The organism is Psychromonas sp. MME2 (assembly GCF_040566515.1).
Lineage (GTDB): Bacteria > Pseudomonadota > Gammaproteobacteria > Enterobacterales > Psychromonadaceae > Psychromonas.
In genome coordinates, this window is record NZ_JBEWXI010000010.1 from 1 (window position 1) to 14,777 (window position 14,777).

The 14,777-nt window shown below is 36.8% G+C and carries 10 protein-coding genes; 9 read left to right on the forward strand and 1 reads right to left on the reverse strand.

Features of this window, described 5'->3' with window-relative positions:
* On the forward strand, nucleotides 1–1,581 hold a 1,581-nt coding region (locus AB1A03_RS08470; RefSeq protein ID WP_354624247.1), incomplete at its 5' end, for a hypothetical protein.
* A gap of 268 nt (nucleotides 1,582–1,849) precedes the next feature.
* On the forward strand, nucleotides 1,850–2,941 hold the full coding sequence (locus tag AB1A03_RS08475; protein ID WP_354624248.1) for a hypothetical protein: 1,092 nt from the start codon (nucleotides 1,850–1,852) through the stop codon (nucleotides 2,939–2,941).
* A 73-nt stretch (nucleotides 2,942–3,014) separates the two neighbouring features.
* Here the strand turns inward: AB1A03_RS08475 and AB1A03_RS08480 are convergent, their stop codons facing one another.
* Nucleotides 3,015–3,575 carry a tyrosine-type recombinase/integrase gene (locus AB1A03_RS08480; protein WP_354624250.1) on the reverse strand — a complete coding sequence of 187 codons (561 nt, stop codon included), beginning with the start codon at nucleotides 3,573–3,575 and terminating at the stop codon, nucleotides 3,015–3,017.
* Between the two features lie 275 nt (nucleotides 3,576–3,850).
* Between AB1A03_RS08480 and AB1A03_RS08485 the strand changes: the two genes are divergently transcribed.
* The 7 genes from AB1A03_RS08485 (at nucleotide 3,851) to AB1A03_RS08515 (ending at nucleotide 14,768) form a co-directional block, all read left to right on the forward strand.
* On the forward strand, nucleotides 3,851–4,768 hold the full coding sequence (locus tag AB1A03_RS08485) for a restriction endonuclease (RefSeq protein ID WP_354624251.1): 918 nt from the start codon (nucleotides 3,851–3,853) through the stop codon (nucleotides 4,766–4,768).
* Between the two features lie 8 nt (nucleotides 4,769–4,776).
* Nucleotides 4,777–6,216 carry a DUF4011 domain-containing protein gene (locus AB1A03_RS08490; RefSeq protein ID WP_354624252.1) on the forward strand — a complete coding sequence of 480 codons (1,440 nt, stop codon included), beginning with the start codon at nucleotides 4,777–4,779 and terminating at the stop codon, nucleotides 6,214–6,216.
* A 140-nt stretch (nucleotides 6,217–6,356) separates the two neighbouring features.
* The gene (locus AB1A03_RS08495) at nucleotides 6,357–10,448 is read left to right on the forward strand and encodes a PDDEXK-like endonuclease domain-containing protein (protein ID WP_354624253.1); all 4,092 of its coding nucleotides are present in this window, start codon (nucleotides 6,357–6,359) and stop codon (nucleotides 10,446–10,448) included.
* 39 nt (nucleotides 10,449–10,487) lie between these two features.
* Complete coding sequence (locus AB1A03_RS08500) at nucleotides 10,488–11,834, forward strand: type I restriction-modification system subunit M (protein WP_354624254.1); 1,347 nt, start codon at nucleotides 10,488–10,490, stop codon at nucleotides 11,832–11,834.
* A gap of 3 nt (nucleotides 11,835–11,837) precedes the next feature.
* On the forward strand, nucleotides 11,838–12,764 hold the full coding sequence (locus AB1A03_RS08505) for a restriction endonuclease subunit S (protein ID WP_354624255.1): 927 nt from the start codon (nucleotides 11,838–11,840) through the stop codon (nucleotides 12,762–12,764).
* Nucleotides 12,765–12,793: 29 nt separating this feature from the next.
* Nucleotides 12,794–14,428, forward strand: coding sequence for a type I restriction endonuclease subunit R (locus AB1A03_RS08510; protein WP_354624256.1), 1,635 nt, complete (start codon nucleotides 12,794–12,796; stop codon nucleotides 14,426–14,428).
* A 34-nt stretch (nucleotides 14,429–14,462) separates the two neighbouring features.
* Nucleotides 14,463–14,768 (forward strand): transposase, encoded by a 306-nt coding sequence (locus AB1A03_RS08515; RefSeq protein ID WP_354622597.1) that lies wholly within the window; start codon nucleotides 14,463–14,465, stop codon nucleotides 14,766–14,768.
* Nucleotides 14,769–14,777 lie beyond the last annotated feature (9 nt).

Here is a 14,777-nt window from a genome sequence, read left to right on the forward strand (position 1 = left end):
GCGTTAAAAGAAATCGTTGAATGGAAGCTTCGCGATGCTGAGTCTGATTACTTTAACTTAACCGAAGTTAAGATAGCCAAGTCGTTAAAAACTCACCAATCACCTTTAGTATTTCCCTCTCAAGAAGACTCCTCAATCCCTGATTCATACTTACGTCACTTTGAAAAATTGATGCAAGTTCAAGTTGAATTAGATGGATTTTTATCACGTTGTGTTACTCCATTTTGCTTTGAAGATGAGTGTGAATATTATTTAGACGGTGAACGCTTAGAAATGCGTAAATACACGTTTGTAGAACAACGAGCGTGGGAGCTTAATGGTAAAAAACAAAACTTAATTGATGGTTATTGGGTTATGCGAGGAGGTTTAGAATTCAAAGATAGGGGGTTGGATAAACAGTTAATCGGCTCAGTAGAAAACCATGAAGATAACCAAATTGCTTATATAAAATCACTTGGTGCATACCTTCAGCTATCAGATGTATACGGTATTGATAACGTTATTCAAACGGATAATGGCTTAAAGGTAGATGTACACCAGGTGTTGCTATCACTAGAGCTAATGATTGCATTTTATAACAAAGACTTTATTTTAGTGTTTGCTAAAAACTTACATGAAACAGGGGACTGGAAAACTTCTTTAGGGTTGTTAGCTCTCAGTGGATTAATAGACCCTAACAACCCGCAAGGTAGATTCCCTATTACGTTCTGTAATTGGAAACAAAAAGCGAAAAATATTGTTGGATGGACTGTCAGTAAAGATTTTCCTAAAGGCAATATTAACGCGGCAGAAGCAATACTCGATTTTTGGTCTCTTGATTGTAAAAAATGGTCTGCTCAACTAAAAGCCAATAATAATGACAACATACCGCAACTGACTGAAAGGCCAATCTTTAAGCTTGGTAATTACTGTGTTCAATTACCTTGGATGATGGCAGGGCAATTAACCAGCGTAAATGTGATAAATACCTTACGTCGTTTTGCAAATAAGCGTCCAGAAATTAGAAGTGAAACTCAAAGGATCGAGACTAACCTAGGTATTCAATTTAAAAAACGTGGTTTTACCGTTATCGTAGGCTATGAGCCTGATAAAAGCGATGATTTTAACCCTGGTGAGATTGATCTGATTTGTGCTCTAGATAACACAGTGATAGTGGTTGAAGTTAAATCTACATATCGAAGGACCAGTAAAAGAGAAGCGATACGTTATAAACATGCAACATTAAGAAAAGCGGGCAAGCAAATCCAACGTAAAACCGAAGCGGTGAAATACCTTTTAGTAGCTAATGAAACCTTTCGGAAACAACTAGGTATTAACAAAACAGAGTTATCTAACGTAGTAGGGTGGATAGCAGATACAAGTTTAGAATATGACCATGAGTACTTTAATGGGTATTTGAAGATCTCAGTCGAAGAGTTGCATGTCGCATTAAGAGATGAAGCTAACATGCTGGTGGATTTTATTGAATCTAAAACGCAAAGCAAAGAACACAATGCCACCGAAACAACATTATACCCAAAAGGGTTTAGTGTCGGAGCCTTACTTCGTGCAATACAAGAATCCAAAATTTGGCCAATTTAGCGTTAGAACCTCAATAAAGAACTCTGTGTAACTGTTTATTTATCATAGTTAAACTGTCCAATCGTCAAGTTTAGGGAGTTGAGGAACCAATATCATATTGGGGAAAAGCTAACCAAAAAGTATCATGATTTATGCTAAAGTGAGTTACACGATTTACTATATTTATACAAAATACTACGCCACAAGACTCTACACTTTAATCTCAACTTATTGAAAATTTTGAAATAAATACTATTCTTATAAATAAATATTTTATTTGAGGTGTGAAATGTATAAGAATAGTATGAAGCGGATAAAAAATTACAGTGAATCATTAATTGAAGGCTCTGATAATGGCCTAGAAAATTGGCTCAAAGCTATTGAAGGTAAGTTAACAAACATTTCACCTTTAATAGTGACTGAAGTATTAATTGCATTTTTAAGTGCTATTAAAGGAAATAAAAATATCAAACTACGGCTTAGTGATTCAACTGAGAGGATTTCTTTTCACATTGGAGTTCCAGTAAAAAAAGCTAACCCTGAGAGTAAAATCAAAGCAAATCCTGGACGAATATCGATTTATTTTGCAAAAGATAAAATATTATTTGGTTATCGTGTCGCTAAAACAAAAAGAAATAAGTTTCATAAAATAATGGAATCCCATAAATTGATGAAGCTCAACAAGGAAATGAAACCAAATGTATTCTCTAAGAGATCGGGGGGGAGTGATGATAGCGAAAATCACACCACTTTAATTCCGAAAGGTGTAAATACTATTGGAGATTTGTGTGATGTTTTAGATAAGCTTAAACATTCCATTTTCTTTAAAAATACAGTAACTCAAAATATCATTAACAATAGACTTATGGTTTCTCTTCGAAATATAGCAAAAGAAGCTGATAAAGAGTACTCCTGTCCAATATTGTCCAAGAAACTAACAAGTGTAATTCGTTCTGAATATGAAAGGGAAGAAAAAGAGAGAGCTCTCGTAGAAGAGTTTCATGTTTGGATAGAAGGTGAGACTAAAAGTGCCATTAATTTAGTGAAAGAGAAAAAGATAAGTTTACCCTCCAAACAACCTGTTCGTGCTGATATCGTGTTCAATAATGAATATATCATTGAAGCTAAACATTCTGGCGGTGATGGCTCTTTTTGTTCACGAGAACTTATAAGAAAAGCGTTAGGGCAAATAATTGAGTATAACTATTACGCAGTTGATAGTGATTTATCAAGGTACAAAAAGATGGGAATCCTTCTAGATTTTCCTTTAGATGCTGATGACGAAAAATATCTAAAGCGGTTAAATGAGGATTTTAAAATAAAATTAAAAGTTTGGTTTAAAGTTTCACTTGGTGAGTTTGATTCATATATAAATCACTAGCTCTACTGGCTCATCCAACTACCAAAATGCACGAAATGTGCATTTGGGTTTTATGCTGCTGGTGGGTTTAAAGTCAAAGCTCTAGTTCAACAAAGTCTCTATCAACATCATCCTGCGTAATCCCGATATATCTTAACGTAACACCTTCAGATGAGTGTCGAAGCATCTTCATTACTCGGGCAATATCTTTGGTGTTTTGGTACAGATGATAACCGCGCGTTTTACGCATGGAGTGAGTGCCTAGAGCAATACCGACTTCTTTGCCGACTCTTGCAAAGGCTTCAGATACACCTCGTCTTGTGAGTGGTTTCGGGGCCTTATAAAGAGATTGTTGATTACGGTAAGATTGAAAAAGGTAAACATGAGTAGGGTGTTGTGATTGTATCTCCTTGATAAGTATTAAGACTTTATGGTTAAGTTGTATGTTGGCAAGTTTACTTGTTTTAGCTTCTTTAATGATTAAACGATCCCCATGAATATCATCAAACTTGATTGATAACAGGTCTGATATTCGTAGCGCGAGGTTTAAGCCAATATTCCAAATATCTGCCATCTGTTTGCTATAGCGACGCTCTAATAAATGGCTAATCAATTTAACCGTTTCTAACTCTTTAACTGCTTGTACTTCTGACATAATTTAAATCCTCTGTGAGTGTATTCATGGAGGTGATATATGTCTGAAAATATTTGGAATCGAATTGGTGAAGAGTTTACAAAAAAACTCCAACAAAAAGAAATATTAACATCTAAAAATAAGGTGAAAGTGATGCCTAATTAAGTATATGAACAGACTTTAGACAATAAGCAGTTTCTAGATCAATATAACCATATACAACAAGGCAATTTTCTTTTTGATTTCAGTTTGATGTGCTAATTTAAATACAATAAATTTTATCAAAGTGACCACTAATGCCAATTCCACAATACCAGACTTATATGCGCTCTGTGCTTCAAGCTATCGACGATGGTCAAGAGCATCATGTACGTGAAATTACAGAGTTTGTTTGTAAGGAATTCAATTTTACTGACGAACAACGTAATTTGAAAATTCCAAGTGGTAAATCGACCTACGCACATGGGAGAATTGGCTGGGCTAAAACCTACTTAGTGCAAGCAGGATTAATTGAGCAACCTAGGCGTGCGTATTGTGTTATTACACAAAAAGGCTTGGATGCCTTACAAAGTAATGAAGAAATAAATAACAATTACTTAAAACGTTTTGAGCAGTTTACAGAGTTTCAACAGCGCAGTAACAAATGTGCTGACCAACCACAAAGCAATTCGACTATAGAGTCCAATGAGCAACAAACTCCCTTAGAGATGATTGGTAACAACATTAACCTCATCAATAACTCACTAACCAATGAGTTATTACAATCTATCTTAAATAGTTCACCAAAGTTCTTTGAAAACCTAGTGGTCGATTTGATGTTAGCAATGGGGTATGGCGGTTCACGCAAAGATGCAGGGCAAGCAACACAATACACGCAGGATGGTGGTATTGATGGCATTATCAAAGAAGATAAACTTGGGCTAGAGATGATTTATCTACAAGCTAAGCGTTATACAGATAAAACAGTTGGTCGACCAGAGATTCAAGCCTTTGCTGGTGCGCTTGATATGCACCGAGCTAAAAAAGGCGTGTTCATCACCACCAGTACTTTTAGTAAAGATGCGTTGGAATTCACTTCAGTAATTGAAAAGCGTATTGTGTTAATCAATGGCGAGCAATTAACGGAATTAATGCTTGAGCATAATTTAGGTGTCAGCACAAAACAGGTGTTTGAAATAAAAGCGTTAGACAGTGATTATTTTTTAGAGGAGTAATAACAATTATGAATGATATATCCTCTTCAATAGTCAATACGCTAAAAGATAAACCTGCTCAACCAGCTAGGTGTATTGCTAGATCGCTAGATATTCCTAAAAAGGTTATCAACCATCACTTACATATATTGTTAAAAGATAAAGTCACTCAAAATAGCGACTACACATGGTCAGTAAACAATAAAAGCTCAGATACAGAGCCAAAAAATGCAAGTAACCACTCAAGAGAAAAAGTAATGCCTGAAAACAATGACAATATTGAAAATAACAACTTTGCTTTTGATTCATTACAAGCAATACGTAATCGTTTATTAGATTTGACTGGTAGAAATCGTTTATTAAATTTTAAGCATGGTAGAACAGGCTTTATTCGAGTTATTGATGAGTTACCAAATCAACTAGCCGAAACAATATTAGAAGGTGATGAAGTTACCTTTGTCCCAGTTGAAGAGCCAACAAGAGATGATCTGATTGAGCATGGATATATCGTTATCAATGAAAAAGGCGTTGATGTTAAAGCGAAAACCGATCCCACAGCAAAAGAGTGGGCAAAAATTAAAGGCTTTAATACAAGTTATGAGCTTTCGCAATCAAGTGCCTCACATGAAGCAAAACACAATGATGATAATATCCAGTCGTTACTGTTTCCTCGAGAGTTAGAAGCACAACTAAGAAACATTCGCTCTAAAGCAAATACTGCAATCGAGGAGACAGGTGCAAACATTCTATATCTAGCGTTTGGTTTTTTAGAGTGGTATGAAGATGAAAATTCAGATGTAGCTCGCCAAGCACCTTTGTACTTGATCCCAGTTAAAATTGATTGTGCTTCATTAAATAAAGACTTAGGGACGTATACCTACACAATTGAGTATACGAGTGAAGACATAATCTCGAACCTTTCTCTAAGAGAAAAATTGAAACATGATTTTCATTTAGAATTGCCAGAGTTAACTGACGAATTAACGCCTGAAGAATATTTTAAATCTATTCAACAGCAGCTTCTAGGACATAAACCAAAGTGGAAACTTAAGCGTTTTGCGACTTTAGCAATGTTTGATTTTGGTAAATTATTAATGTACCTAGATCTTGATCCAGAGCGCTGGCCTCAAGGTTCAAACAATATTCAAAACCATGAAATATTACAAAAGTTCTTTGCTCGAGAAGGAAGTGACGAAGGCTCTGTTAATAGTAGTTTTGGAAATGAATATGCCATTGACTCTCTAGAGGGCGTGCATGATTTATATCCGCTAATTGATGATGCAGATAGCTCTCAACACAGTGCATTAGTAGATGCCATCAAGGGTAAAAACCTGGTTATCGAAGGGCCTCCAGGATCTGGTAAATCGCAAACTATTACCAACCTTATCGCAGCTGCAATTGCTCAAGGAAAAAAAGTCCTTTTTGTAGCAGAAAAAATGGCTGCATTACAAGTGGTGAAGTCTGGTTAGAACGAGCTGGCTTAGGTGATTTTTGTTTAGAGTTACACAGCCATAAAACGCAAAAGAAACAAGTATACGAGAATATTGGTAAACGTATTAACAAGCAGGATGAATACCGTTTTCCTGAATCAATTAATATTGATTTAAAAATGTATGAAGATAAAAAGGATAAGCTAACTTGGTATGCTGATTTAATAAATAGCAATTGGAAAAATACGGGTAGAACAATACATCAGATCTTTTCAACAGCAACACGTTACCGTGAAGAGTTTGCAGATATATCTTTAGAGCAGATAAACCCAGAGCATATTAACGGTAATATTTTTGATGAAATGTCATGTCGAAAAGTTACGGATGATTTAAAAAGATATGCCGAAGTATACCAAGAAGTAAAAGCTCAGCTAGGTCAAGGTAAGCAGTTATCTGATCATCCATGGTTTGGTGTATATAATAAATCTATTCAGTTGTTTGATAGTGACAATATTTGCAAATTATTACAGCAAAGTAATGATGCAATTAGCGAACTTTTGTCCGAGTTAACCTTAGTTAATAAACAGCTACAGACTGAAGATATAAATAGTCTTGAAAGTGTGCAAACCCTATTAAAAGACCTCGATAAATTACCTATATTAAGTGGTAATGAGATTTTGCCTTCTGTAAATAAAATTACAGCAAACAACCTGCCTGAGCTAAATAAATATTTACAAAACTATGAATACGCTAAAGAAAAGCTAACTGCTTTAGCGAACGACTTAGAGCCACATGCGCTTGTTAAAGGGGAAGAGTTTAATAAATTAGTTGAATCAAACAACGATTTATACGCAAAGTTTACAAATAGCTCAATTCGATTATCTGAAGCATATAAACAGTATGAAATACTTGTTTCATTACAAACACTAATAACCACACTTGTTGATGATGTAGCGATACTCAAAGAGCAGTTAAGTGAACTCGATGAATTATTACCAATTTCACAAAAAGGCCTAATTGAATTAAAAGAGTATTTAGGACATATCACTGAGTTAGATTCGCTATTAGTTAACAGAAGACATCAGCTGTTTGATAATGAGTTATTAGATAAACAGCTACCTGTTCTTGTAGAGATCATCGAAGAGATCACACCTATTCATAACAAGCTTAAAGAGCAGTTTGATATTGATAAGCTGCCGCCATTAGCAGAGTTAAAAGAAATGGCTGTAATTTTTGGTCAAGCAGGTTTCTTTGCTTGGTTCAATGGTGATTGGCGTGCTGCTAAAGCAAAACTGTTGACCATTGGTTTAGGACTTAAACCTAAGTTTAAAAGTTTAGTGCAGCAGCTTCCTGAGCTAATTCAATATAAACAATTACAAGATACATTAGAGTCAGGTGACTACTGTTCATTACTACAACATGAATATAAAGGTATCGAGACCCCAGTTAATGAAATAACAGCGTTAAGGACTTGGTACAAAAATACTCGAGTTTCTTATGGTATCGGCTTTGGCAAAAGAGTGGCGTTTGCTACGTCACTCCACGCAATAAGTAATGATGTATTTAAAGGAGTTAGGCACCTTGCGGAAAGTAAAACTAACGAGGAATTAACTCAGTTTTTTGAGATGGTTAAGCCACTTGAAAAAGTATTTAATAATTCAATGTTCAGCAATAAAAATCATGAGTTGATTGGTGATAAAGGGCTAGACCTGTTTGCTGAATGTTTACGCCGTAGTATTGAGTCTGTTCAGTCGAACCATATAAACGACTGTACATTAAATGAAACAAAACAGATTATTAAGAAAGCTAAGCAATTATTTAAATTAGAGCAAAAATTAGAACAGGATACAATAATTGAACCGCTGTTTGGTTCAGAACACAAGCTGACAATCAGAAACAATACAGAGCAATCATACCAAAAGATAAGCGCAACTCTGACATTAAGAAGCGCGCTTAACAACTTGGAATCTGATTTATTAAGAGAATACCTTTTTGAAAATATTGATGCTTTAAACCTGCAACAGTTAAGTGAACAGCTACATGCTGTGAAGTTAGCATATGAAAACCATTTGCAGGTATCAAAAATGTTCTCGGATAAAGTTGAGCTTGACCATGAAGCATGGTTTAACGACCAAGCGCAAACGCTAGCATCCTATTATGATCGAAACCAAAAAGCCATTACTCAACCTCGCTGGTTAAGTACCTGGGTTGATTTCATTAGGATCAGAACATCACTGTCAGAGAAAGGTCTGGAGAATTTACTACGTTACACTGAAACAGGAAAGTTAGATTTAGAGTGTATTGAACAAATATATATCTATTCTGTATTTGATATTTTAGCAAGAGAGATTATTGCAGAAAATCAAGAACTCGCTTACTTCTCTGGTGCAGAGCAGAGTGCAATACGCAAACAGTTTAAACAGTATGACAATAAGCTCAAGTCACTCCAGCAGGAGAAAATAGCGCATCAAGTAGCGCAATCTGGTTATGCTGAGATTAAATCGGGTATATCAAATGGGCGTGTATCCTCTTATACCGAAATGGGGCTAATTAACAATGAAGTCCATAAAAAAACACGGCATGTTCCGATCCGCCAGCTACTAAAAAGAGCTGGGCACTCTTTAGTATCATTAAAACCCTGTTTCATGATGGGGCCACATTCTGTTGCTCAATATTTACAACCAGGTCAAATTGAATTTGATCTTGTTGTAATGGATGAAGCATCGCAAATCAAACCTGAAGATGCATTGGGTACAATTGCCCGAGGCAAACAATTGGTTGTAGTAGGTGATCCAAAACAGCTACCACCAACCAGTTTCTTTGACAAGGCAGTGCAATCTGAAGATGAAGATACAACGGCAATTGAACAGTCAGAAAGCATACTGGATGTATCGTTACCAATGTTTAATGCAAGAAGATTACGCTGGCACTATCGTTCTCGCCATGAAAGCTTAATTGCATTCTCTAACCAAGAGTTTTATGACAATAACTTAGTGGTATTCCCATCACCATCAAGTAAAAGTGATGAGTTTGGTATCAAATTCACCCATGTAAAAAGTGGCCGATTTGTTAACCAACATAATATTGAAGAAGCGAAGGTTATTGCACAAGCGGTGTGTAAACACCTGTTACATCGACCTGAAGAGTCAATTGGCGTGGTCGCAATGAGTGCAAAACAGCGAGAGCAAATCGAGCGCTGTGTTGAAGAGCTTTCAAAAGATAACCCGCAATTCCGTGATGCATTAGCTGAAAATGCAATACTAGAAGAGCCGCTGTTTCTTAAGAACTTAGAGAACGTACAGGGTGATGAGCGTGATGTTATTTACATCTCATGCACCTATGGTCCTCAAGAAGCGGGGGCCGCACAAATGCCACAGCGCTTTGGCCCTATTAACTCCGCAGCGGGTGGAAGACGCTTAAATGTATTATTTACGCGTTCTAAAAAACGTATGCATGTATTCAGTTCAATGACAGAAGGGCATATTTTAGCAACTGAAACCTCTAGCCCTGGCGTACATGCTTTAAAAAGTTTCTTAGCCTATGCGCAAACGGGTAAATTACAGCAGCTTAAGCATACTGGTAAGCAACCTGATAGTGATTTTGAAATTGCAGTAATGGATGCATTAAAGTTACAAGGTTTTAATTGTGTCCCACAAGTGGGTGTCGCGGGATATTACATCGATTTAGCCGTGCAAGATCCTGGTCAACCAGGACGATACCTAATGGGGATTGAATGTGATGGAGCGACTTACCACTCAGCTAAGTCAGCACGAGACCGAGATAGATTACGTCAGTCAGTACTAGAGGGTTTAGGTTGGAATATCAAACGTATTTGGTCAACGGATTGGTTTAAAAACCCACAGGCGCAACTCAAACCCATTATTGAACTGTTACATCAATTAAAAACAGATATTGCAGACGTTCAAGAGCAAGAACCGGAAATTCAAGAAATTGAAGAAGTAATGACTCAAGAAGAGCATAAGTTAGAAGCAGTTGAAGAATATGTTAATTCTGAACAATCACTAGCTGAAAAACTGCAACAATATGAACAGCTTGTAATTACTAAAGCCAATGATAACATCCCTATGGCAAACAGATTGTTACGCCCTGCGATGATAGATGCACTGTGTGAGTTTACACCGATATCAAAGAATGAATTTTTAGAAGTTATTCCATCATACTTAAGATCAGCAACAAGCAAAGATCATGGGCAATACCTTGAACAGGTACTTAATATCATTGCCGAAGATGAACAAGAAATAACAAGTTAATAAACATCAATTAAAAGAACAAAAACAGGATAAACCAACATGGCACAGCCAGAAATTAAAGAAACAGCAGAACAACATAAAAAAGCATTAGAAAAACAGCTTTGGAACATTGCTAATGCGTTGCGTGGCAACATGAGTGCAGATGAGTTTCGTGATTATATTTTAGGGTTTATCTTCTACAAATATTTGTCTGAGCGTATGCACCAATATGCCGATGGTATTTTAGCGGAAGATGGCATCAAGTTTGATGGCATTGATGAAGCAACAGAGGAAGGTCAAGAGTATTTAGAAGCGATTAAAGAGGAGTCGATTGACCACTTAGGTTACTTTTTAAAACCGAGTGAGCTGTTTCATGTGATTGCTGAAAAAGGTAATAACGGCGAGTTTATTATTGAGTCATTAGGTGAAGTGCTTAACCATATTGAGCAAAGCACCATGGGCACCGCCAGTGAAGATGACTTTAACGGGCTGTTTGACGATATCGATTTAACCTCTAATAAACTGGGTAAAAGTGAAAAGGCTAAAAATGAGCTGATAACGACGGTATTAGGGCATTTAGATGAGATTGACTTCTGCCTTGATGATACCGAGATTGATGTATTAGGTGATGCGTACGAATACCTGATTGGTCAGTTTGCCAGTGGCGCGGGTAAAAAAGCGGGTGAGTTCTATACGCCTCCGATGGTCTCTAAGTTACTAGCCAAGTTAGTCACCAAAGGCAAAACACAGCTGAAATCAGTCTACGACCCTACCTGTGGCTCGGGTTCATTGTTATTACAAGTCTCACGAGAGATCAGCCGACAAGGTGGCGAAGTCAGCCAATACTTCGGGCAAGAGAAAAACCCAAGTACCTATAACCTAGCGCGTATGAACATGATTTTACATGGCGTGCATTACCGTAGTTTTGATATTCAACAGGACGATACCTTAGAAACGCCTCACCATATTGAAAAACGCTTCGAAGCCGTAGTGGCTAACCCTCCATTTTCTGTTGAATGGAGTGCTAATGAAGTATTTAAATCAGATGAGCGTTTTGCAGACTACGGAAAACTTGCACCGAAGAAGAAAGCCGATTTAGCATTTGTTCAACATATGGTATTTCAATTAGCTGAGGATGGGGCTATGGCAGTGGTATTGCCCCATGGGGCTCTATATCGTGGGGCAGCTGAAGGGCAGATTCGTAATTTTTTAATAGAAAATAAAAACATAATAGATGCTGTAATAACCTTACCAGAAAAAATCTTTTATGGGACTAGCATTCCAACATGTATTTTATTGATTAAAAAGAATAGAGACTCTAAAGATGATATTTTATTCGTTAATGGTAGTGATATGTTTGAAAAAGGGATTAATCAAAATCTTCTTTTAGATAAACATATTGATTGAATTGTGAGCCTTGTTGACTCACGCGTTTCCATTAAAGGAGTATCAGAAGTATCAAGTATTGATTTTGTCGTTAACAAGAATAAATGTAATTTGAATATTCCAAGATATATAGACATATTTGGAGACGAGGCTAAAGAAGACTTGAATCTACTCGGTAAACAACAATCAGAGCTAGAAAGTAAACTTGAAAAATTGAATATAGAGCTGAATGTTGTTTGTAGGGAATTGGGAATTGATAACTTATCTGATGCAGGAACCCTCAAAGAGCTATTTAAAGGGGCTGTATACTTTAAAGGCAAAAATGGTGAGCGCTTTCCTGAGTGGAGGAATGTTAAGATTGTAGATATGTTTGATTTTATAACGACAAACTCATTTTCTAGAGCTTTATTGAACCATACCAATGGCTCAGTTCGGAACATTCATTATGGCGATATTCATACAAAATTACCCAGCCATATTGATTTAAAACAGGTTTCATTACCTTTCATTAACCCTGATGTAGACATTAAAAAGATAGTTGGTGTTAACTATTGTAAAGATGGGGATTTAATAATCGCTGATGCCTCAGAAGACTATAAAGATATTGGTAAAGCAATTGAATTAGTCAATATTGAAGATTCAGTTGTATTGGCCGGGCTTCATACATTCTTGCTTAGGCCAAAAGAAAAGTGTGCCATCGGATATTTAGGCTATTGCTTGCAAAATTATTACGTCAGAAAGCAGATGATGAGGTTAGCTACAGGAGTTTCTGTTTTAGGATTATCAAAAACAAGCCTTTGTGAAGTCGAGATACCAATTCCTTGTTTTGAAGAACAAGAAAAAATAGTTACCTTTTTAAATTTACTTGATAAAAAAACGAAGCTTACAGACTCTGTAGTTAAGAATTCACAGCAGTTACAAAAAGGTTTGTTACAACAGATGTTTGTGTAAAAAAGTTTAATAACAGGTAGGAATTGATTTTGGCAATACAGGCAGAGCAAGTACTTGAAGATAACTTAGTTTCTCAGCTTAAAACGTTGGGTTATCAAGTTGCACAGATAACTGATGAGCAATCACTGCTGGCAAATTTAAAAGCGCAGCTTGAAAAGGTAAATCGTTTAAAAGCGCCACTAACTGACAATGAATTCAAGCAAGTGCTGAATGCATTATCTAAAGGCTCTGTGTTTGAAAAAGCGAAAACTCTGCGTGATCGCCTGCAAATCAATAAAGACAGTGCAGGTGATGGAAAAAACACTGCACTGTATATCCAGTTTTTAGCGGACAAATGGGACGATAACCAGTTTCAAGTCACCCAACAAGTGACCGTAGAGGGGCGTTATCAAAACCGTTATGACGTGACTATTTTAGTCAATGGTTTACCATTTGTGCAGATTGAGCTGAAACGCAGAGGCTTAGAGCTTAAAGAAGCCTTTAATCAAATTAACCGTTATCAGCGTCACTCTTACTGGGCAAGTTATGGTCTGTTCCAATATGTGCAAACTTTTGTGATCAGCAATGGCGTGAATACCAAATATTACGCCAACAACAAAAACCAAAGCTTTAAGCAAACCTTCTATTGGGCAGATGAAGAAAACCATCGTTATACCGAGTTATCGAAATTCGCTGATACCTTCTTACAACGTAAACAGTTGGCTACCTTGATTCAAAAGTACATTGTGCTTAATGAAACAGATCGCATTTTAATGGTGATGCGCCCATACCAAATTTATGCCACCGAAAATATTGTTGGGCGTGTTATTGAGCGTAATGAGATTGCAAATACAGGACAACGCGTTGAAAACTTCAATGGTTATATCTGGCATACTACAGGTTCTGGTAAAACGCTGACCTCTTTTAAAACCGCGCAAATACTCACAGGGCTTTCTGAGGTTCACAAAGTAGTGTTTGTGGTCGATAGAAAAGACTTGGATTATCAAACCAGCAAAGAGTTTAATAGCTTTGCTAAAGGTTGTGTGGATAGTACTGATAATACTAACTTGTTGGTCAATCAATTCACTGATGCACCTATTGCTGTAAATAAAATCAACGAACACCGCAATACCAAGCTGATTGTGACGACCATTCAGAAGCTCAATAACGCGATTAGTCATAAGCGTTATACCTCGCGTATGGAGAAGCTGAAAGATAAGTCCATCGTGTTTATTTTCGATGAATGCCATCGTAGCCAGTTTGGTGATACCCACAAACGTATTGTTAGCTTCTTTAATAATCATCAGCTATTTGGCTTTACGGGTACGCCTATTTTTGCCGATAATGCGACCAGTAAAGCGTCACGCAAAACCACCACTAAAGACCTGTTTGATGAGTGTTTACATAAATACACCATCGTTGATGCGATTAAAGATGAAAACGTGCTCAAGTTTGGTATTGAGTATGTGGGGCGCTACAAGCAAGTAGACAGTGCAAATGAGATGGATATTGATGTTGAAGGCATCGATACCAAAGAGCTATTAGAGTCTGAAGTCCGATTAAATAAAATCACCGATTACATTATTGCCAACCATAACCGCAAAACGCACAGCAAAACCTTTACGGGTATGTTCTGCGTGAGCAGTGTAGAAATGATGTGGTTCAATACTACCGGACACTACTAAAGACTTCAGTTAATATGTCTAGTAGAGGTAGATTATGAATAAGAAAAAAGTACGTCCAATTTTTACAGTTGAGTTTAAACAAAGTGCAGTAAAGTTAATTACTGAGCAGGGGTATACACGCCAAGAAGCCGCTAATAATCTTGGTGTATCGCTGAGCGCAATTACTCGCTGGGTAAGAGCCGAAACGCAAGTTGACTCAAAAGCAGGCTCAAAGCAATCAACATTAAACATATCTGAGCGAGCTGAGCTGGAGATATTACGCAAAGAAAACAACCGGTTAAAAATGGAGCGTGATATTTTAAAAAAGGCCGCAGTCTTCTTTGCGAACGAAAAAGAATAAGATTTCAGT